Below are 20191 nucleotides of genomic sequence, written 5' to 3'. Positions count from 1 at the left end.
ACGTTTCGCCTAGATTTTCGACTCGGCGTCTTCGGCGAGTTCTTTCATCCGTTTGCCGATTCGACCGGCGCTCGAGAACTCGTCTTCGCTCATGCCGTTTGCGAGGGCGTTGCCGAGGATGAAGACGGCGTGTTTGTGCTCGCTTTTCGATTTGTGGACGTGTGATGGGTCGACGTCGAGCTGGTGGTACGGATCGAAGAGCGTCTCGTCGACGTCCTCTCGCTGGGAGAAGTGCTCCATGATGACGACGAGTTCTTCGTGGAGCTCGAGGAGTTCGTCTTTATGCATACACCGTTGTATGAACGGTTTCGATTTAAGCGTTGTGTGCGTTTCAGTCGCAAAACCCGTCTCGGGGGCTCAGCGGCTCGATACGGTGGATCTGCCCGTCTCCTGTCGCCACTGTGTGCCGGCGACGAGGAGGACCCAACCACCGAAGGCGACGGCGGCGACGAACTCCGGGACGGCGAACCACGCCATCGGGTCGTCGCTCCCGATTCGGTACAGCAGCCAGCCCAGCCAGCCGATCGGATGGAGCAGCCCGAGCCAGATGGAGGCGAGCCCGAGTCGGGGCGCTTCGGCGAGGACCAGTCCACTCCCGTAGAGCCACTGTGCAAACGGTGCAAGTCCGAAAAACAACAGCGCGGCCGGTCCGTGCAGACTCGTCGCGAGATAGAACTCGGTGTGGTCGAGAAAGAAGACGCCAACGCCGACCAGACCGATAGTCGCCACCCACAGCAAGCCGACGCCGACGCGCTCGAGGAGGGTGTGACTCGCGATCCAGAGTCGCCAGCCGAACGGGACACCGAGCAGGCCGCCGACGATCAGCCCGCCGTTGAAAAGCAGAAACGTTCGGGTGCCGTAGCGGCCCATATCCGAGAGTGCGCGGTCGCGCCACGTGAACGTCTCCGGCGCAGCGAGCAGGGTCGCGAGGACGATTGCCCCCAGTGCGATCGCGGGCGCAGCGAGTCCACACCCCGTTGCAAGTCGCCGCCAGTTTCTGTTGGCCATCGTATGCAGGTCGCGCCGAGAACGTATCAAACTGCGTGTTCGTCCAGCGAGATGGCTCTCACTCGGGATCGAAAGTGGTCCAACGCAGATGGTACGCTCGAGAACGTGGCGGAAAACGAGTACGGAATGGATCGATCGGACGCGACTGCGGACGAGTGATGACTTAGTCCGCAGCCACCTGTGTCGTTCGGTCGCGCTGGTCGGCCGGGAACCACGCGAGTTCGTGGTCAGCCGTGACGCGGACGGCGACACGCTCGTCGAGGTCGATCCGGTCGGAGTGGTTGTGCATACACTCGATGGTTTCACCCGAATCGAGTTCGACGCGATAGAGGACGGTTGGGCCGAGATACCGTCGATAGACGACGTGCCCGTTGGCTTCGGTGTCCTCGGACGGGAACGCCGTCACGTCGTCGGGACGGACGAGCAAGTCGATGTTGGTGCCGTCGTACTGATGGGCGAGGCCGTTGACGTCGTCACGAAGGACACGTCCGAGTGCGGTGTCGACGCTGTCTCCGTGGACCGCTCCCGAGAGAAAGCTGGCGTGGCCGAGAAAACCGGCGACGAACCGCGATTCCGGCTGCTGGAAGACCTGCTGTGGCGTGTCGATCTGTTCGATGTCGCCGTCGTTCATCACGGCGACGCGATCGGAAATCGAGAGCGCTTCCTCCTGATCGTGGGTGACCGAGATGGCGGTGACACCGGCTTCTTTGATGATCCGGCGGACCTCCTCGCGCATCTCGACGCGAAGGTCCACGTCCAGATTCGAGAACGGTTCGTCGAGCAACAGCATCTCGGGTTCGGGGGCGAGCGAGCGGGCAAGTGCGATCCGCTGTTGTTGCCCGCCGGAGAGTTCGTCCGGATAGGCTTCGCCTTGGGCCTCGAGGCCGACGAGTTCGAGCAGTTCGTCGACGCGAGCATCCCGTTCGGCATCGGCCCACTCCTGCAGGCCGAAGGCGATGTTCTCGCGGGCGGTCAGATGTGGAAACAGCGCGAACTCCTGGAAGACGACGCCGACACCGCGTTCTTCCGGCGGCACGAAGCGGCCGTTGCCCGCGACGTCGTCGCCCCGAAGTCGTATCTCCCCGTCGTTGGGTTTCTCGAGGCCAGCGATGAGCCGCAGCGTCGTCGTTTTGCCACAGCCCGATGGGCCAAGAAGCGTGAGAATCTCGCCGTCGCGGACGGACAAGGAGAGCTCCGGAATGACCTCTTCAGTCCCGTACCGTTTGCCGACGTCCTCGAGTTCGAGCACGATGTCATCGACCGGTGTCGTCGGAGTCTCCGGTTGTCCGTCAGCCGCCGTGGTGAGTAGTTGTCCGTTCGCCATTGATCGACCCTCCGGCATCTGCCGGCGTTCATTTGTTTTAGGTGTGCCTAAAATACTTATATCTGCCGGTCAGTTCCGAACGGCCGGAAACCAGTGTGCGGCCGATCAGAGTTCGACGCCGCTTGGGATCAAACTGTGCTGGCGAAGCAGATCCCCTTCGTCGTCGTAGACGAGAAACGTCCGTTTGTCGTAGGTGACAAACTGGTCGCTGTCGAGGCTGATCTCGACTGTATACCGCCCTTCTTCGTCAGGGGCGCTCTCACCGTAGCCACGGGCGGCCCGAATAAATGCTAAGACGTCGTCGGCGTCCTCGTTGAGTTCGAGAATGAACTCGCCAGTCACTCGGTTCGTGACGCTGACGACACCCGCGGTATCGTCGCCCAGTGGACCCTGTAGCCGAAGTGCGACGTCGGTCTCTGCTGCCTCGAGAACGTCTCCGTCAGGCCCGGTAAGGCGCTCGCGAAGCATCGTCGCCGGGCCAGTGAAGTCGATCGATACCGAGGGTTTGCTCGGTTCGCCGTTGGTTTCGACCCAGCCGACATTGTTGACATCTAACGTGAAGTGCTCGCGCCTCATTCCGTACCTGCTGATTCGCACTCACACCGTATGAACGTAACGCACGATGGGTCATCGATCGAGACGATCCGACCCCGACTGGGTGGCTGTACGTGCCGGCATTGCGAACGCTTTTTGCGCGTGCCCAAACGAGGACGGACGATGGTCGAGGAGCCGGAACGAACTGCCACGCGCTCGCGACGGGCTGCCGTTCGCGACACGTACGATCGGATCGCCACCCACTTCGCCGCGACCAGGGAGTACGCCTGGCCCGAAGTCGAGACGTTCGTCGAGACGCATGCGCCCGCCCTCGAGGACGACACAGCCCGGACGGGTCTCGATCTCGGCTGTGGCAACTGTCGGCACGCCGAACTGCTGGCTCCCCACTGTGACCCCGTCGTCGGCCTCGATATCAGTCGCGGACTCCTCGAGATCGGGCGTGAGCGCGCCCGCGAACGCGAGTTCGACGTCGCGCTCTGTCAGGGTGACGCCGCCCGAATACCGCTCGCCACCGACAGCGTCGACCTCGCCGTCTACGTCGCGACGCTCCACCACCTGCCGACCACGCGCACACGGCAGGAGAGTCTCGACGAACTCGCGCGCGTTCTCACTCCCAACGGTCGTGCCCTCCTCAGTGTGTGGTCAACCGCCCACGACACGTTCGACGAGACGGAAGGGTTCGACACGACCGTCGAGTGGACGCTCCCGGGCGGCGACGTCGTCGACCGATTCTACCATATCTACAGCCCCGACGAGTTCGAGGCGGCGCTCGAGACCAGCGCCCTCGAGGTCCTCGAGTGGGAGCTTTCGAGTGGCAACTGCTATGCGACCGTGGCAGGCGCAGCCGACTCGAGCCCGCACGCGGAGTGATACGGATTGCTGTCCCTGTGTCCCACCGATCGCCAGTACGGGTCGACAATCGGCGGTTAGTGGCGACAGCAAATCGTATGAGAGTCTGGTTCGGTCGGAAGTGAGGGCGGGAATGGCCGACTCGAGCGGGTTGATCGAAAACGGAAGCATCTTAAACACGGAACCAGAACTGGGAGATAGGCGCGGATGGTCTAGTGGTAGGACCTGAGCCTTCCAAGCTCATGGCCCGGGTTCAAATCCCGGTCCGCGCACTTCTGCTGCGAGCAACTCCGCGAGCAGCGGCAGTCGAACGAGGGGGGTGAATTATACTGAGGTTCTGCGAGCAGAGTGAGCAGGTTCTCAGGGGGAGTTCAAATCCCGGTCCGCGCACTTCTACGGCGAGCACGTTCGTACGCGACAGCGTTGCGACCGGTGTGGGACTGGTTTTGACGTTCCGTGGTGCTACTCGAGCAGGTCGTTGTCGGACACCGACTCGAGGACCGTCACCGTCGACACGGCGTGAACGACAGCAACGCCGACACTGCTGACGACCGCGCCGATTGCGGGCACGCTGCCGAGCAGCCACCCCAGCAGGCCATAGAACAGGACGAGTCCCACGAGACCGTACTCGTGGCCACTCGAGAGACGCACGCTCCGACGGATGGCGACCCACGGTGAGGAACCGAGGGCAGCGATGGCGGGCGCGACGAACAGTCGTGCGAGGACGACTAGCGCGAGGACGAACAGCAACAGAAAGAGCGCGAGTCCGACGATCCCGGAAAGCGTGACCTCGGCAATCGATCCCAGCAGCCGTCCGCCGATCGCGATCAGGACGACGAACCCGACGTACGACCGCAGCCCTGTCGTCGTTGCGTCAGCGTCCGCGGCTCGAGCGATGGTGTACCAGCCCGCGATCGAGACGGCGAGAACCGCGGCGACCTCGAGGCTGACTGCCCAGAGGAGGTACGGAGTCTCGAGGTCGACCAGCGCGGCGACTCGACGCGTGGTGCCCGGCGTCCCGGTGGGGAAGATCGAAAACTCGAAGTCGATCGCCAGCGCCGGAAGGCGCTCGGTAACCAGCGTCGGGATCGGGTCCCACAGGCGAAGCTGGTCGAGCAGTGAGAGGAGCAGGCCAGCCAGCGCGAACGGCACCAGCAGAAACGGATCGGCCCGAATTCGCGCCACTGCCCGGGCGAGCGCACCGCCCGGCTCCGACTCCTGCTCTCGGTCGCCCGACGCCTGCGGCCCGAACGGCTCGTCGGTCATCGGTCGGCCTCCTCGAGTGCGAGCACGCGGCGGTTCTGGACGACGTACAGCCGTCCGCCGCTGACGATCGGTGCCGAGGTGGGCCACTCTACGTCGAACGTCCAGCGGTGCTCGCCGGTTGCGGCGTCGAACGCGTCGAGACCGACTGTGCGTCGGGTGACGTAGACGACGCCGTCGGCGACGACCGGCGACGCCACGCCACCGAAAGCAGCGGTCCAGACTGCCTCGCCCGACTCGAGATCGATCGCATGTAGCGACCCCACGCTGTCGACGACGAAAACCCGTCCGTTGGCGACGGCGGCGGCCGCGCGGTCGGCGTCGGAGACGTTGCCGTCGTGGTCGTAGGTCCAGCGGATGCGCCCCTCGTCGGCATCGAGACAGGTCACTGATTCTCGTCCCGGGACGACGACGCCCTCGTCGGTCGCAGTCGGTGCGTAGGGTGGCCGGTCGTCGATCTCCTCGAGCCACCGTCTCTCGCCCGTTTCGGCGTCGTAGGCGCCGAGTTCGTGTGCGTAGTCGACGGCGTAGACGATTCCGTCTCGGACGGCTGGCCGATAGAGGCCGCTGCCGGCCCCGTGGACAGTGCGCCACCGTTCGGTTCCGTCGTTGGCTGCGAGCGCGACGAGGTGGTTCGTTCCCGGAACGGCCGCGTAGATCGTGTCGTCGACGGCGATCGGTGGCGGCGCGTTCGGCGGGCCGAAGATGCTGGATCGCGACACCTCGCTCGGGCCGTCCCAGCGCTCGAGGCCGAACTGACTGCCGAGCAATGGGAGGTCGATGCCACCGCCAGCGTTCAGCCCGGCGAGGCCGTCTGGCGAACTGACCGCGAGCGTGTCGGTCCGATAGACGTCGGCGTCGGCCCGCGCGGGACTCGACTGATAGTCGCCGTCTCGAGTGAACTCGACCGTGCCTGTCTCGGCCTCGAGGGCGGTAACCGCACCACCGACGACGTAGAGGGTGTCCGTGTGAAGGATTGGCGGGAGCACGCCGCGAGCCGACGCCGCCAGATCTCGGTCCCACGCGATCTGCACGTCGTCTCTTGGTCCCGTCGTGTTGGGGTTGTGCCCGGTCCCGGCAGCGTCGTAGCGAGCCATCGGCCAATCGACGGCCTCGGTACCAGCCTGATCGGCGACCGCGTGACCACCGATGAGGCCGGCGAGTGTAGCACTCGCTCCCGCGAGAAGCCAGCGTCTGGAGGGCATACAGCAAACCGAGACAATCATTTCACAAACATCTTCTGATCAGGCCGTCCCAATCACGGGTTGGACTGGCAGGGATACCTACGACTCTGGCGAGCGAGTCGATCCCGGAAACGGCTGCCCGCCGCCAGTCTTACGTGCTGGCCCACGAACCCCTCTGTGTGGAGTACGATCTGCTCGGCTGGCCGCCCGACGGGCCGAAACTGCGTCTCGATTACAAACGATTCAGCTACGCCGGCAAGTTCGTCATGACGAACACCGGGAAAGCCGTGGCTCGAGCCGACGACACGATCGTCGCCGCCGTCGCGTTCAACGAGGACCGCACTGACGCGGACACGCTGTGGCTGCGCTACGTCACCGTCGACCGCGAGCGCCGTGGCGAGGGCATCGGCCCGACGCTACTGCGACACGTTCGTGACCGTGCCGTAGAGCGCGGCTACGAGCGACTTCGGATCGCGGTCAACAATCCGTTCGCCTACGAGGCACTGTATCGAACCGGCTTCGCCTACACCGGCGAGCAGACGGGGATTGCCGAACTGCTCCTCGAGTACCCGACTCCTGCTATCGAGGACGCGCGGGCACGCTATCAGGCCGGCCTCGAGCAGTTTCGCGAGCGCGATCTTTCTGACGACGAAGAACAGTTCCTCGAGTCGCGACGCGACAGCGAGCCGCCCGAACTGGAGACCTGACAGCAACTCGAGAGTCCGTGGGCCATTCTCAGCGATAAGTACAGCAACCTCTTTTACCGGGGGCATCGGCTGGCGTCTGCGACGCCAGCCTCAACCCCCGGCAAAACCCGTTGATGCCAAAAGGCCGCCGTCGCGGGGTTTCACCCCGCTCCGGCGGAGAACCGCTCGCTTCGCTCGCGGATGCCCGACAGNCCCGTTGATGCCAAAAGGCCGCCGTCGCGGGGTTTCACCCCGCTCCGGCGGAGAACCGCTCGCTTCGCTCGCGGATGCCCGACAGTTCCGTAGTGTTCCACTCGCACGTGTCCTGACCGTCTGTGCTCGAGTTGCTGTGCTCGAGCACGGCCACTCGTTGGTGCGAAGCCAATAGTTCAAATCCCAGTCGGCCCAAACGTCCCCAATGGGAAACGCTGCACTACGCGATATCGCCGTCATCGAAGAGGTTCCGTTCGACGACGTCGAGGGTGTCGTCGCGGTCGACGCACACAACTGGCTCTACCGCTATCTGACGACGACGGTCAAGTGGACGAACAGTTCGAAATACACCACCGCCGACGGCACTGAAGTCGCGAACCTCGTCGGCATCATCCAAGGCCTACCCAAATTCTTCGAACACGACATTACGCCGGTGATGGTCTTCGACGGCGGTCCTTCCGAGCTCAAAGCCGACGAGATCGAGTCTCGCCGCGAGCAACGCGAGACCTACGAAGACCAACTCGAGGTCGCCCGCGAGGAGGGTGACGAGGTCGCGATCGCTCAACTCGAGTCCCGAACCCAGCGGCTGACGCCGACGATTCAGGAGACCAGCCGGGAACTGCTCCGACTGCTCGACGTCCCGATCGTCGAAGCCCCGGCGGAGGGGGAAGCTCAGGCCGCTCACATGGCCCGACGTGGCGACGCCGACTACGTCGGCTCGGAGGATTACGACGCGCTGTTGTTTGGCGCGCCGCTGACCCTGCGCCAACTGACGAGCAAGGGCAACCCCGAACTGATGGATCTCGAGGCCACCCTCGAGCACCACGACCTCACCTTGGAGCAACTCATCGACGCGGCGATCCTCATCGGGACCGACTTCAACAACGGTGTGCACGGAATCGGCCCGAAGACGGCGATTTCCGAGATCACCGAACACGGTGACCTCTGGAGCGTGCTCGAGGCTCGCGGCGACAGCGTCGAGTACGGTGACCGCGTGCGACAGCTGTTCCGTGATCCGAACGTGACCGACGACTACGAGTTCGAGACGACGCTCGAGCCGGACCTCGAGGCCGCGCGGGCGTACGTCACCGACGAGTGGGGCATCGACGCCGGCGAGGTCGAACGCGGCTTCGAACGGATCGAGGAGAGCGTGACACAAGTGGGACTGGATCGCTGGACCTGACGGATTACGACGAGTGCAGCGAGTCGACAATGGACTCGACCGTGTCGATCGGAAGGTCGTGTTCGGTTGCGATCTCCTCGATCGTGGCGGGACTCGGCGTCGGCGGTGTCTCGCCGGCCTGCTCGCCCTCGAACGGCGCTAACTCGGTGTCTCGAACGTTCAGGTTGACCGCGTCCCAGCGGGTGTAGTGGCCGACGGAATCGAAGTACGCCTTCGTCGCGCGGCGTTCGTCACGGTCGAACTCGGCGGTGAGCAGCGTCTCCTCACCGATTGCCGGCCCGGCTTTGACGATCCCAGCCGGGTTGATGAGCATGCTCCCGCCAGCGGCGATGTTGAAATCGACGTCGTCCATCACGCGCCCGAGCATCTCGTCGCTCATGTAGGCCGAACTCGAGATGACGAACGACTGGGTTTCGAAGGCGTACTCGCGCATTGCGGGGTACTGATCGCAGGTCTCGATCGCCGACCGATCCGTCGCCTTCGATTTGTCGCCGGGATGGCCGTGTTGTTCCCAGAACCCCGGCCAGACGGCGGGGTGAATCTCCTCGCCCATCGCGGCGAGTGCGCCTTTCGGCAGGGTCATGTGATTTTCATAGCAGATGAGCCCGCCCATCCGCCCGATGTCGGTGTCGTGTGTGTCGAGCGTCGACGGATCGCCCCGGCCCCAGATCGTTCGCTCGCCGTGGGTCGGCATGAGCTTTCGGTGGCGACGCACCAACTCGCCCGAGCGATCGAAGTAAAACAGCGAGTTGTACAGCGTCTCGCTTCCCGGCCGCTCGGATCGTTCGTTCGTCCCCAAGACGACGTGGCAGTTCGCCTCGTCGATCGCGTCGCCGAGTACCTCGAGAGCGTCGTCCTCGACCGAGAGGCTGTTTTTCTGTAACTCGACCATGAGGTCGGTCCAGCGGGCGATCGAACTCCCTCGCCAGTAGGGGTAGCCGGGGAAGAACGTCTCCGGGAAGACGACGACATCGACGTCCTGCGTGCCCGCCGTCTCGATCCATCGGCACGTCTTATCGAGCGTGGCTTCCTTGTCGTGATAGACCGGTTCGACCTGTGCAGCCGCCGCGGTGAACTGTTCTGCGACCATACACGATGGTTGCTAACGAATACCAAAAAGATACTGTCGCCGAACAGAGACGGTCAGTTGCTCGAGCAAACCGTCGGTGGGTACACGGCGTCCCAAACCGCAGAAGGGGCCTCGATGTGGTGTGTCGAGGCGACTAGAACAGGTGGTCGTCCAGCAGTCGGGCGGGGCCGCCGACATCCCAGATGGTCGTCGAGACGCCGCAGTCGGCGATTTCTTCTTCGACGCGTTCGGCGTACTCCTCGGTCGTATTGACGTAGACCGTGGCCCCGGTGTCGGTCGAGAAGTAGACCGGAATGTCCTCTTCCTCACGGAGCTGGCGCACGCGGTTGAAGATCGACAGCGTCTCCGGCTGCCAGTAAACCCAGCCCGAGGGGCCGGTCATCGTGGTCGCGGCGAGCGACAGCGAGTCCATCTCGGCGAGTTCGAACGCGGCCTCGAAGTCGTTGTTTCGCAGTGCATCCCGCATCTCGGCGATCTGGCTGTGGATATGGGCGTTGCGCGCCTGAAACATGTGGCTGTCGGCAGCCTCGTTGTGCGCGTCTTCGGTCTCTTTGTGGTAGGGGACGAGGCCGACGACGATCTTCAGCTCCTCGTGGAGGTCAGTTGGGATGCGACTCGAGCGACAGTCCTGGTCGTTCATCCCGGTGTGGAGCTGCGAGAACGCCCCGGTGACGGCGCGAGCGGCCGACGCCGAGCCGACGCGAGCGATCGTCGAAATCTCCGGTTTCGATGCGTCGAGTTCTGCGGCTTCGGCGAGCGCCATCGCGGCGGCCGCAAAGCCCGAGGACGACGAGCCAAGCCCGACGTTCGAGGGAAAACTGTTCTCGCTCTCGAGGCGAACCGGGTAGACGGTGTGGGCGGCGTCGGATTTCTGTCGGGCTTTTTCGACGACGGCTTCGACCCGCTCGTGGGCCCGCCCGTCGAGTTCCTCGCCGTCGACGACGAACGTGTCCTCGTCGTAGTCCATCGAGAACTCGACGGTCGTTCGCGTGTGGCTTGGTGCCGTACAGAGGCTGATGCTGTCGTGGTACGGCAGTCGTTTGATGTCGTCTCGCATCCCGTGATACTTCACCAGCCCCTGAATCGGGTGGGCCATGGCGGTGGCTTTCATATCCGGATAGGCGGATGATGGCCGCTTAAAGCTCACGGCATCAGTGCGACCGGCCGGCGCTCCGAGAGCGTGTCGACTCGCTTACTCGAGTTTGCCTTGCAACACTTTCGCGGCGGTCAGGATCGGGTCCCAGACGGGGCTAAACGGCGGCGCATAGGCCAGATCAAGGTTCTGTAGCTCCGAGACGGTCAGTCCCGATGAGACGGCCGTCGCGACCGTGTCGATGCGTTTCGTTCCCTCGGGGCCGACGAGACTGGCACCGAGGACGCGTTCGCTCGCTCGATCTGCGACGAGCGTAACGGTGAGTTCGGTCGCACCGGGGTAGTAGTGTGGCCGCGTCTCGGTGTCGATCGTGACGGAGACGGGATCGAAGCCCGCCTCGCGTGCGCGCTCGTCGTCGAGAATCCCGGTTCGGGCAGCACCCAGTTCGAAGGCTTTGACGATCGCCGTGCCGGCGGTGCCGCCAGTCTCCGTGGGATCACCCGAAACAGTCGAGCCAATCGCTCGACCGGCTCGGTTCGCTGTCAGCGCAAGTGGGACGTGATCTGGCTCGCCGGTGACGACGTTTTCCGCCTCGGCACAGTCGCCTGCAGCGTAGACGTTCTCGTCGTTCGTGCGGCCGTACGCGTCGGTCGCGATCGCACCCGTTTCCCCGATCTCGATACCAGCCTCCTCGGCGAGTTCGACGTTCGGCGCGACGCCGACGCCGACGATGACGAGATCCGCCGACACCGAGTCGTCTTCGAGTTCGACCGACTCGACGTGGTCGCTCCCCGCAAAGCCCTGAACGGCGGTCTCGAGGTGGAGATCGACGCCCTGCTCGCGGAGGTGGTCCTCGACGACCCGTGCCGTCTCCTCGCCGAAGGGCTGGAGCGTCTGGGGTAGCATCTCGAAAATGGAGACGTCGACCCCGCGTTCGTCGAGCGCTTCGGCCATCTCGACGCCAACGTAGCCGCCGCCGACGATTGCGGCGGTTGCTGGCTCGTGGTCCGAGACGTAGTCTTCGATGGCGTCTGCCTGATCCATGCTCCGGAGAGTGAACACGCCCTCGAGGTCGATCCCATCGAACGGTGGGACGATGGCGCGTGCGCCCGTACCGATCAGCAGGTCGCCGTAGGACTGCTCGAAGCGCTCGCCGTCGGCCTCGACGGTGACGGTGTTCGCCTCGAGGTCGATCGCGACGACCTCGTGGCCGGTCCGAAGGTCGACGTCACGTTGCTCGCGGAACTCCTCGGGCGTGACTGAGACGAGGTCCTCGAGGTCGTCGACGTCGCCTTTGATGTAGTAGGGCATTCCACAGCCCGCATACGAGACCCACTCGCCTTTCTCGAAGACGATTACGTCCCGGTCCGGGGCCTCGCGTTTGGCCTTGCTTGCGGCACTCATTCCGGCTGCGTCCCCGCCGACGATGACGAATGGCTCACTCATACTCGTCGATACGTTCGCACCCCAGTAAAGTATTTCGCAAAATTCACAATACTAAGAAACGGTCGACCACCAGCAACTGTACTTTGGACACGCGTGACTCCATCGGCGATCACGTGACTGCGTCGTGGTCGACGCTGGCCGTTCGAGAACTGTCTGTGGATGCTGTCAGCTACGGATCGTGTGTTCCGGTCTCAAGAATTGGTCGTCCTCGGATTACTCGAGGTCGACACGCCCACTCGAGTGGACCGTAATCTCGTGGCCACGATACCGAAACGAGACCTGTCCGCGACGGGCCGTCGTTCCGGACGCGGTGGGTTCGAAGAGCCGGTCCAGTGCGTTCGTATCGACAACGTCGTACAGTGGTGGTTCGAGGCCCGCGGGGTCGACGTCGTCTGCGTTGGCGACAGCCTCGATGACACGCAGACTCGGACGTGCGTTCGCCTCCAGCGGTTCGTGGTCGAGCATATGAGTTAGACCAGCAACTGGACGTCCGATTCGGCCATGTGCTGGATCGCGGTTGCTGCGCCGACGCCCGTCGTCACGCCGTCGTAGAAGTCGTCTTCGTCGTACTCCATCAGCTCGATGGTCATCTGGCAGGCCTGCAGATCGACACCCTGATCGAGCGAGAGATCGATCAGTTCCTCGATGGTCGCGGTGCCGTTCTCGTCGATTTTCTTCTGCATCATCTTCGTCGCCATCGAGTCCATGCCGGGCAGCGCGGCGAGTGCGTTCGGCATCGGCATGCTCGGGTTGCCGACGGCGGAGAGCTTGAGTTCCTTCGATTTCTCCTCGTGGAGGATGTCGAGGCCCCAGAACGTGTGGAAGACGACGACGTCCCAGCCGAAGGCGGCCGCCGTGCTCGCGAGGATCAGCGGCGGATACGCCATATCGAAGCTGCCCTGGGTCGCGATGATCGTCATCTTCTGCTGGTCATCGCCATCATCCAGCTCGGCCAGTGACGCCTCGAGTTCGTCGACGCGCTCGCGTAGCGCCTGCACCTCGGCGGCGTCGATGGTGGCGTCGGCCGATGGCGTGGTGTTATCCGTACTCATGTTATGCCGTCTTCTTCACGTAGTGGGTGTAGAGGTCATCGGCCTCGACCTGATCGAGGAGGTCGACACCGTCGGTGCCTTCTGCCCAACCCTGAATGTCACTCATGCTGCCCGAGTCGGTCGAAATGACTTCGAGAACGTCGCCTGCCTCGAGGTCATCGATCGCTTGCTTGGTCTTCACGATGGGCATTGGGCAGGACAGTCCTTTCACGTCGAGCGTCTCGGTGGTTTCGTATTCTGAGCTCATATGTTGTCTCTGTGCTCTGTATTGGAGCTAATACACAATATTGGTTGTGCCTATAAAAGGATATCGGTTATTGTGCCGATCGTGAATAGCTGTGGTTTTCCGGAACCCGTCATACACCCCGTTACTTTCCGTCAGCACAGCCTTCACACGCGTTCAAACAGTATATGTTGTCGAACCGTTGGTGGGCTGTATTGTACGGTGAGGGAAATACCATACAAACTCTTAAGTGCGAGTAGCCGATACTGGATACTGTACAACATGGACGACATGGACTTTCCAACGCCAGACGAACCGGTCGAATCGGTTACTCCTGCCGACTTGAAAGCACGAATCGATGCGGGCGATGCGGTCACGATCCTTGACGCACGCATGGAAAGTGACTACGACGAGTGGCGAATCGACGGCGACAACGTCGAGTCGATCAACGTCCCGTACTTCGAGTTCCTCGAGGACGACATCGACGCTCACGTCCTCCAGCAGATCCCCGACGACCGCGAAGTCACGGTCCTCTGTGCGAAAGGCGGTGCCAGCGAGTTCGTCGCCGGCGCACTGGCCGACCGCGGCTACGAGGTCAACCACCTCGAGGAGGGGATGAACGGCTGGGCACGCATCTACGAGGCCGTCGAAGTCGACGGCTACGACGGCGCCGGCACCCTGCTCCAGTATCAGCGCCCATCGTCGGGCTGTCTCGGCTACTTCGTCTACGACGACGGCGAGGCGGCCGTGATCGACCCGCTGCGTGCGTTCACCGATCGCTATCTGAACGACGCCGACGAGCTCGGCGTCGACCTGAAGTACGCGATCGACACGCACATCCACGCTGACCACATCTCGGGCGTCCGCTCGCTCGACGCCGTTGGCGTCGAAGGCGTTATCCCCGAGGCGGCGGTCGACCGTGGTGTCACCTACGCCGACGAGATGACCCTCGCCGCGGACGGCGACGAGTTCAACGTCGGCGACGTCACGATCGAGACCGTCTACACGCCCGGTCACACCTCCGGGATGACCTCGTACCTGATCGACGGCGAGTTGCTCGCAACCGGTGACGGGCTGTTCATCGAAAGCGTTGCCCGCCCCGACTTAGAGGAAGGCGACGACGGCGCGCCCGAAGCCGCCAGCCAGCTCTACGAGTCGCTTCAGGAGCGTGTCCTCTCGCTGCCCGACGACACGCTCATCGGTGGCGCTCACTTCAGCGATGCCGCCGTCCCCGCCGAAGACGGCACCTACACGGCACCGGTCGGCCAGCTCAAAAGCGACATGGCTGCGCTGACGATGGACGAGGACGACTTCGTCGAACTGATCCTCTCGGATATGCCACCACGCCCGGCCAACTATGAGGACATCATCCCGACGAACCTCGGCCAACAGGAGGCTGACGACGACGAAGCCTTCGAACTCGAGCTTGGCCCGAACAACTGTGCTGCCAGCCAGGGATCGCTGGCAGACGACTGAGACACGTGATCTGATACTGAATGTTCACAGAACTCGTCCCGCTCTCGCTGACCGCCGAGCTCTTTCCCAATGGGGTCTTTCGGTACGCCGTCGGGGGGCTGCTCGTCGGTCTCGGTGCGGTCGTAATCTACATGGGAACCGGGATCTCAGCCGGCGCGAGTACGTTCCTCGAGTCGACGCTGTCGTACGTCTCCGACCAGTCCCGGTTCCAGCAGTATCGCAGCTCGCGGGACTGGCGGATCGTGTTCACGCTCGGGATCATCCTCGGGGCGGCCGTCTACGCCGTCATCTGGCAGGGTGGCGCGTGGACGACCGACGTTCAGCCCTGGCGGCTTCTGGTCGGCGGCATCTTCGTCGGCATCGGGACCCGCATCGGGAAGGGCTGTACGTCCGGCCACGGCGTCTGTGGCGTCGGCTCGGCGTCGAAGACGTCGATCGTCGGTGTGATGACGTTCCTTGCGGTCGCGATCGTGACGGCACAGCTGGTCCAGCTCATGGGGGTGAGTCCGTAATATGAGTTGCGAGACGCTTGCGTCTCGAGATAGCGAACGGGGAGGTGACGACCCGTGAGCGGCAATCGTCACCCTCTGTTCATGCCGCTGATCTTCGTCGGCGGCCTGATCTTCGGCTTCGGGCTCGGCTTTAGCCACATGGCCCGTCCGGAAGTCGTGCTGGATTTCCTCCAGTTCGACGACTTCGGGCTGTTGTTCGTCATGTTCGGTGCGGCGATCGTTACCGGGATCGCGTTCGCGCTCATGCCGCGACTGCGCGACAGCGCACCGCTGACTGGCGACGCCTACGGCCGGCGGCTGAAGTCGTTCGACCGTAACGTCCTGATCGGCGGTGCGATCTTCGGCGTCGGCTGGGGCCTGTCGGGCATCTGTCCCGGCGCGGCCTACGCCAGCCTCGGGATCGGCAACATCACGATCCTCTGGGCGCTCGTCGGCATGTTCGCCGGGGCCTACATTCAAGGCTACTGGCGCAGCCAGCGTGCGGCGTCCGAAACCACACCCGCGGGTGCTGACTAACCCCGTGATTCCGGCTCCCGCTCCACGGATCGCTGTCTGAACGCGTTTTTGTACACGAGTTATGGACCCCTCAACGATACTACTGTTTAGCCTCGCCGCCGTCTCGAGTCTGTTCATGGCCTGGGTGATCGGGGCCGGCTCGAGCGGTGCGACTCCGTTTGCTCCGGCCGTTGGCGCGAACGCGATCTCGACGATGCGCGCGGCGTTTATCGTCGGGCTGCTTGGCTTCGCTGGCGCGGTCACACAGGGTGCAAGCGTCTCCGATGCAGTCGGTCGGGGGCTGGTCCACGGCGTCAGTCTCCCGCCGACCGGCGTCATCGTCGCGCTGCTGATCGGGGCCGGACTGATGGCGATCGGCATTTCGACGGGCTACCCGATCGCGACCGCCTTTACCGTCACCGGCGCGGTCATCGGTGTCGGCCTCGCGATCGGCGGCGAGCCCGCGTGGGCGAAGTACACCGAAATCGGCGCGATGTGGGTGCTCACCCCGTTCGTCGGTGGCGGTATCGCCTACGCGATCGCGAGCGTGCTCCCGCGTCCGGACGTCACGGAACGGCTCAGCGTTCCAGTGCTTGCGGCCATCGTCGGCGCAGTCGTCGCTAACCTCGAGTTCGCGTTCCTCGCGTCGGTCGGCGGGACGCTCGCAGCTGCGGGGGCCATGGCGCTACCGATCGACGGCATCGTCGCCAGTGCGGTGGTTTCACTCGCCGTTGCGCTGTTGGCTGCGTTCGTCGTTCACTGGGACGTCGCCCGCGACCGGGCGGGTGGGCTGCGTCGATTCCTGCTCACGCTCGGCGGACTGGTCGCGTTCTCCGCGGGGGCGAGTCAGGTCGGGTTAGCCGTCGGTCCGCTGCTCCCGCTGCTCGATGAGCTGTCGATGGTCTCGCCACTCGCAGTCTTGCTTGGTGGCGGCGTCGGCATTCTCGTCGGCTCGTGGACTGGCGCACCGCGGATGATCAAGTCGCTGTCTCAGGAGTACGCCTCGCTGGGCCCGCGTCGATCGATCGCGACGCTCGTGCCCTCGTTCCTGATCGCTCAGACCGCAGTCTTCCTCGGCGTCCCGGTGTCGTTCAACGAGATTATCGTGAGTGCGATCATCGGCAGCGGCCTCGCCGTCGGCGGTGGTGAAGGTATCAGCCCCCGAAAACTCGGATTGACGGTCGCCGCCTGGGCCGGCTCGCTCGTGTTGGCACTCGCGCTTGGCTATGGCTCGATGTTTCTCGTCGATCTGCTGCAACAGTAGTTGGTAGCGCAATTTCTTCATTCAGAATAGCGGATGAAACTGAAGAATCCCGATTCGACAACTACGTGTGCGTATTGATCGATGGAATCGTTGTACGATTGTATTCACTGAGATGGCTTCTCTATAGATCCTGTCCCTGGATTCTCCTTGCGTTTGGATCGGCGAGAGGTTCAATTGGTTCTCTCCCGAACAAGATGACATGGTGGATGATCCATTGAACAACCTCGATCGTCGCATCCTTCATCTGTTACAGATCGACGCCCGTGGTGCCAGCGACACGGATATTGCCAACGAAACTGACGTGACCGGGACGACCATCCATAATCGGATCAAGCAACTTGAGGAACAAGAGGTCATTCTCGGGTATAATCCGGAAATCAATTACGAGGCGGCAGGCTACCCGATGCGCGTCCTGTTTATTTGTTCAACCGAGCTCTCCCGACGGTCGGATATGGCGAAAGAGGCTCTCGAAGTCCGGGGCGTCGTCAATGTGCGGGAGATGCTGGCCGGCGAGGAGAACCTCCACGTCGAGGTCGTGGCCGAAGCGACCTCCGATGTAAAGGTAAGCACCGAACAGTTAGACGAACTGGGCCTGCAGATCGTGACTAGCAACATCCTGGCGGAGGAACATACCCAACCGTGGAATCACTTCCACCAGGAGATTGCCGGCGAACCTGACACGCTCTCAGAAAGCGAGTCTATTGAGGAGTGACATCCTCTCCGGCGTGAACGCCGGAGCTTCCCGTACCGCAGGTGGGATATTTGCTGGTCTACGATACGACCTGTTCTCTCGTGGTGAACGTCCCGCTCTCGCGGTCGAACAGGTGTACCGATGGCTGTGTCGTTCGAAAATCTTCGATTTTCGTGATGACGAGAGACGTAGTCTCTCGAACCACCACACAGCCGTTACTCCTATCCTCTCCGTGAGGACTCGGAGTTATCTTCTGTCGCATGTTTTCCGCTCCGTTGCAATCTGCGTTGGCTACCATCTCACACGATAAACAGACGTACAGGCCACGTTCGACACGATTCGACTTCGTATCGTCACCACACCGTGAACACGTCTTCGAGGTGTTCCACTCGTTCTCTTTCAGCACCTCTACTCCACGGATCTCGCCTTTGTATTCGAGGTACTGGTAGATACGATCGAACGCCCATTTGTGCAACTTCTTGTTCCCCGTTTTGCCCCAGTCAGATTCTCGCACGTCTTCAGGCCAACTCACCGCGAGCGTACCAACACCACGTTCGACACACTCCGTAATGATGGTGTCCGTGAGAACGTGGTAGAAATGCGTCTCGCGGTCTGCGAGTTTCTTGCGTGCGAGAGCTTTGCTCTCGTCAACGCCGTGAAACGGCGGGATTCTCTCGCTGTTTAAAGATAGCCTGCGCCAGTACGGCATCAGTAGTTGCACTATTAAAATTTGCCAGCGGTGCTTGACTGATAATCCATAGTTTGCTTGGGAAAGTCAATCAATTACTGCCCTCGCCTTGGAAATATCAAAAGTATAAAATTATAGTTAAAGAAACACTATATCGATACAGCCCCATCGATAGATTATGGCACCACTGAATACATCTCGACTGAACGAGACCTTCGATCTCTTGCCGCATCCGCACCGGCGATACGTGTTGCATCATCTTCGAACTAAAGCCAGGGACGTTGGCATTGAGACGCTTGCAGCCGCGATCACCGATTGGAACGAGGCATACTCAGGGATGGAACGGGCCAGTCGTATCGACAAGATCAAACGGCGTTGTATCACACCCACCTCGAGAAACTTGCGGAGGTCGACTTCATTACAGTTGATACGACTATGGATTCCATTGGACTCGCAAGAACGAACGAACTTGACCGGTTCCTTGCCGAGGCGGCCCCTATTGATGGGTACGGTCACATCACCGCTGACGGGACAATAACAAGACCATGAGTGAGCAAGGAAGTGAACACGGCGATGAAGAAGAGATGGCGGCAACTCATTGGGCATTTGATGTGGACCAAGAGGCTCCGGCAATCAACGTGGCAGCGGCAGTTGCAGAAATTGAGGGGCAGGATACTACCGACCTGCCGCCTATAGTCAATCATGATGATGTATTTGCCGCATTGGCAGCCAGTCACCGACGACAGTTACTAGTAAAGCTACTCTCCAGCCCCCAACNGCCCCCAACACGTCCCAGAACCGTCTGGCATTTCCCGAGAAGTTGCAGAAGCGGACGAGAACCTACTTCAGAGATATTTATCCAGTTCTCGAATGATTGCAGAAGTGGATGAGTATTCGGTCAGTATGCATCATATTCACCTTCCTAAATTGGCAGAGTACGGATTCATCGAGTGGGATCTAGATCACAATCTCGTAGTACAAGGTCCCTGTTTTGACGAGATAAGACCTCATCTCAAACTAGTGGCTGAACATCAGGATTGACGCCATACAAAAGGTCCCGTTCTCACCCATCGTAGACGAGGTTTGATTGAGACAGAAGACTCTGTTCAGTATTTCACCTGTACTGAACGTGAGTTTCACGGCCACCTTTGAATAAAGAAACCGTATTACCAACGACTGATAACGGCGATCAGATGAATGCCAGCGGCAGCATAATCGCTNTCGCTACCCCGATCGCGATTCCACCGGCGAGTTCGGGCTTCCCGCCGTACGGCAGGTCTGTTCCGAGATCCAACGCTTCCGGAATGAACTCCGTGAGTACGAGGTAGATCATCGCCCCCGCGGCGAAGCCAAAGCCAAAGGGCAGAAACTCCCGCGCGACGCTGACGAACGCAAAGGCGATGACGGCCCCGATCGGCTGTGGCAGACTCGAGAAAATCGCCCACCAGACCATCTTCCATTTCGAGACGCCCATCGATTTCAACGGGATCGAGATCGCCGTCCCTTCGGGAATGTTGTGAATCGAGATCGCGACTGTCATGAAAATCGCCAGTAGCGGGACAGTAAAGCCGAGGAACGCCACGCCGTCCTCGAGGCCGAGATCGGCGAACGAGACGCCGACGGCGATTCCTTCGGGGAAGCTGTGAACGGTTAGAATACCGAGAATGAGCACGAGTTTCTTGAAATCGGCCTCCTCGTACTCCCGAGGGTCGATCTCAGCGTCCATCAAGACATCGTGAGCGATGACGACGAGGAGGACGCCAGCAGCCATCCCGACGGCGATTTCGGTCATCGACCCCTCGGCGAGTCCCTCTTCAATCAGCCCGAAGACGGACGCTGAAACCATGATTCCCGAGGAGAGTCCCCAGAGCATCACGCTCCGGCGGTCGCTGATCT

The 20191-nt window shown here is 62.1% G+C and carries 22 protein-coding genes, 1 tRNA gene and 1 pseudogene; 10 read left to right on the top strand and 14 right to left on the bottom strand.

The features are described 5' to 3' along the window. Positions 1-9: 9 nt before the first annotated feature. From C495_RS12110 to C495_RS12095, 4 genes are all read right to left on the bottom strand, one after another. Positions 10-288: a UPF0058 family protein gene (locus C495_RS12110; RefSeq protein WP_008163291.1), complete on the bottom strand. Its 279-nt coding sequence runs from the start codon at positions 286-288 to the stop codon at positions 10-12. Between the two features lie 69 nt (positions 289-357). Further along, entirely contained in the window at positions 358-1008 is a 651-nt protein-coding gene (locus tag C495_RS12105; protein ID WP_008163289.1) for a DUF998 domain-containing protein, read from the bottom strand. Between the two features lie 163 nt (positions 1009-1171). Next, a complete protein-coding gene (locus tag C495_RS12100) occupies positions 1172-2332 on the bottom strand; it encodes an ABC transporter ATP-binding protein (protein ID WP_008163287.1) in 1161 nt (386 codons plus the stop codon). Between the two features lie 105 nt (positions 2333-2437). After that, positions 2438-2908, bottom strand: coding sequence for a DUF5793 family protein (locus C495_RS12095; RefSeq protein WP_008163285.1), 471 nt, complete (start codon positions 2906-2908; stop codon positions 2438-2440). A gap of 141 nt (positions 2909-3049) precedes the next feature. Here C495_RS12095 and C495_RS12090 point away from each other — a divergent pair, with 141 nt between their 5' ends. Beyond that, entirely contained in the window at positions 3050-3757 is a 708-nt protein-coding gene (locus C495_RS12090; RefSeq protein ID WP_008163284.1) for a class I SAM-dependent methyltransferase, read from the top strand. Positions 3758-3937: 180 nt separating this feature from the next. Continuing rightward, positions 3938-4008: transfer RNA gene (locus C495_RS12085), tRNA-Gly, on the top strand. Between the two features lie 190 nt (positions 4009-4198). Here C495_RS12085 and C495_RS12080 read toward each other — a convergent pair. Both C495_RS12080 and C495_RS12075 read right to left on the bottom strand, forming a co-directional pair. Further along, positions 4199-5002, bottom strand: coding sequence for a hypothetical protein (locus C495_RS12080; RefSeq protein WP_008163282.1), 804 nt, complete (start codon positions 5000-5002; stop codon positions 4199-4201). Further along, positions 4999-6204 carry a PQQ-binding-like beta-propeller repeat protein gene (locus tag C495_RS12075; RefSeq protein ID WP_008163280.1) on the bottom strand — a complete coding sequence of 402 codons (1206 nt, stop codon included), beginning with the start codon at positions 6202-6204 and terminating at the stop codon, positions 4999-5001. Before C495_RS12075 ends, C495_RS12080 begins: the two co-directional genes overlap by 4 nt. Positions 6205-6362: 158 nt before the next feature. Between C495_RS12075 and C495_RS12070 the strand changes: the two genes are divergently transcribed. Next, entirely contained in the window at positions 6363-6890 is a 528-nt protein-coding gene (locus C495_RS12070) for a GNAT family N-acetyltransferase (protein WP_049890331.1), read from the top strand. A 397-nt stretch (positions 6891-7287) separates the two neighbouring features. Next, complete coding sequence (gene fen, locus C495_RS12065; protein WP_008163276.1) at positions 7288-8265, top strand: flap endonuclease-1; 978 nt, start codon at positions 7288-7290, stop codon at positions 8263-8265. A gap of 4 nt (positions 8266-8269) precedes the next feature. Here the strand turns inward: fen and C495_RS12060 are convergent, their stop codons facing one another. The 6 genes from C495_RS12060 to C495_RS12035 all read right to left on the bottom strand — a co-directional run bounded on the left by C495_RS12060 (position 8270) and on the right by C495_RS12035 (position 13193). Further along, a complete protein-coding gene (locus C495_RS12060; protein ID WP_008163273.1) occupies positions 8270-9355 on the bottom strand; it encodes a carbon-nitrogen hydrolase family protein in 1086 nt (361 codons plus the stop codon). A gap of 133 nt (positions 9356-9488) precedes the next feature. Continuing rightward, positions 9489-10466, bottom strand: a complete 978-nt coding sequence (mvaD, locus tag C495_RS12055; protein WP_049890330.1) for a phosphomevalonate decarboxylase MvaD — start codon at positions 10464-10466, stop codon at positions 9489-9491. 81 nt (positions 10467-10547) lie between these two features. Beyond that, positions 10548-11894, bottom strand: a complete 1347-nt coding sequence (locus C495_RS12050) for an FAD-dependent oxidoreductase (RefSeq protein WP_008163270.1) — start codon at positions 11892-11894, stop codon at positions 10548-10550. A 213-nt stretch (positions 11895-12107) separates the two neighbouring features. Next, positions 12108-12359 (bottom strand): HalOD1 output domain-containing protein, encoded by a 252-nt coding sequence (locus C495_RS12045; protein ID WP_008163268.1) that lies wholly within the window; start codon positions 12357-12359, stop codon positions 12108-12110. A 5-nt stretch (positions 12360-12364) separates the two neighbouring features. Further along, the gene (locus tag C495_RS12040; protein WP_008163267.1) at positions 12365-12946 is read right to left on the bottom strand and encodes a DsrE/DsrF/DrsH-like family protein; all 582 of its coding nucleotides are present in this window, start codon (positions 12944-12946) and stop codon (positions 12365-12367) included. Between the two features lies 1 nt (position 12947). Further along, a complete protein-coding gene (locus C495_RS12035) occupies positions 12948-13193 on the bottom strand; it encodes a sulfurtransferase TusA family protein (RefSeq protein WP_008163265.1) in 246 nt (81 codons plus the stop codon). A gap of 258 nt (positions 13194-13451) precedes the next feature. Here C495_RS12035 and C495_RS12030 point away from each other — a divergent pair, with 258 nt between their 5' ends. The 5 genes from C495_RS12030 to C495_RS12010 all read left to right on the top strand — a co-directional run bounded on the left by C495_RS12030 (position 13452) and on the right by C495_RS12010 (position 17628). Continuing rightward, positions 13452-14645 carry an MBL fold metallo-hydrolase gene (locus C495_RS12030; RefSeq protein WP_008163263.1) on the top strand — a complete coding sequence of 398 codons (1194 nt, stop codon included), beginning with the start codon at positions 13452-13454 and terminating at the stop codon, positions 14643-14645. A 20-nt stretch (positions 14646-14665) separates the two neighbouring features. Beyond that, entirely contained in the window at positions 14666-15157 is a 492-nt protein-coding gene (locus C495_RS12025; RefSeq protein ID WP_008163260.1) for a YeeE/YedE family protein, read from the top strand. Positions 15158-15211: 54 nt separating this feature from the next. Beyond that, positions 15212-15673: a YeeE/YedE family protein gene (locus C495_RS12020; protein ID WP_049890329.1), complete on the top strand. Its 462-nt coding sequence runs from the start codon at positions 15212-15214 to the stop codon at positions 15671-15673. A gap of 61 nt (positions 15674-15734) precedes the next feature. Beyond that, positions 15735-16916 (top strand): inorganic phosphate transporter, encoded by a 1182-nt coding sequence (locus C495_RS12015; RefSeq protein ID WP_008163256.1) that lies wholly within the window; start codon positions 15735-15737, stop codon positions 16914-16916. A 199-nt stretch (positions 16917-17115) separates the two neighbouring features. Next, complete coding sequence (locus C495_RS12010; RefSeq protein ID WP_008163254.1) at positions 17116-17628, top strand: Lrp/AsnC family transcriptional regulator; 513 nt, start codon at positions 17116-17118, stop codon at positions 17626-17628. A gap of 58 nt (positions 17629-17686) precedes the next feature. Here C495_RS12010 and C495_RS12005 read toward each other — a convergent pair. Then, positions 17687-18238 (bottom strand): annotated as a pseudogene (locus C495_RS12005) (zinc ribbon domain-containing protein); the annotation flags it as partial. Positions 18239-19102: 864 nt separating this feature from the next. Here C495_RS12005 and C495_RS18680 point away from each other — a divergent pair. Continuing rightward, on the top strand, positions 19103-19336 hold the full coding sequence (locus C495_RS18680; protein WP_449406474.1) for a DUF7344 domain-containing protein: 234 nt from the start codon (positions 19103-19105) through the stop codon (positions 19334-19336). A gap of 148 nt (positions 19337-19484) precedes the next feature. Here C495_RS18680 and C495_RS12000 read toward each other — a convergent pair. Next, the coding region (locus C495_RS12000) for a ZIP family metal transporter (protein WP_008163250.1) at positions 19485-20191 on the bottom strand (707 nt) is incomplete at its 5' end.

Source organism: Natronorubrum sulfidifaciens JCM 14089 (genome assembly GCF_000337735.1).
In the GTDB taxonomy this organism is placed as follows: Archaea; Halobacteriota; Halobacteria; order Halobacteriales; family Natrialbaceae; genus Natronorubrum; species Natronorubrum sulfidifaciens.
The sequence above is the reverse complement of the archived record's forward strand: the minus strand, read 5'-3'. Positions and strand labels throughout refer to the sequence as shown.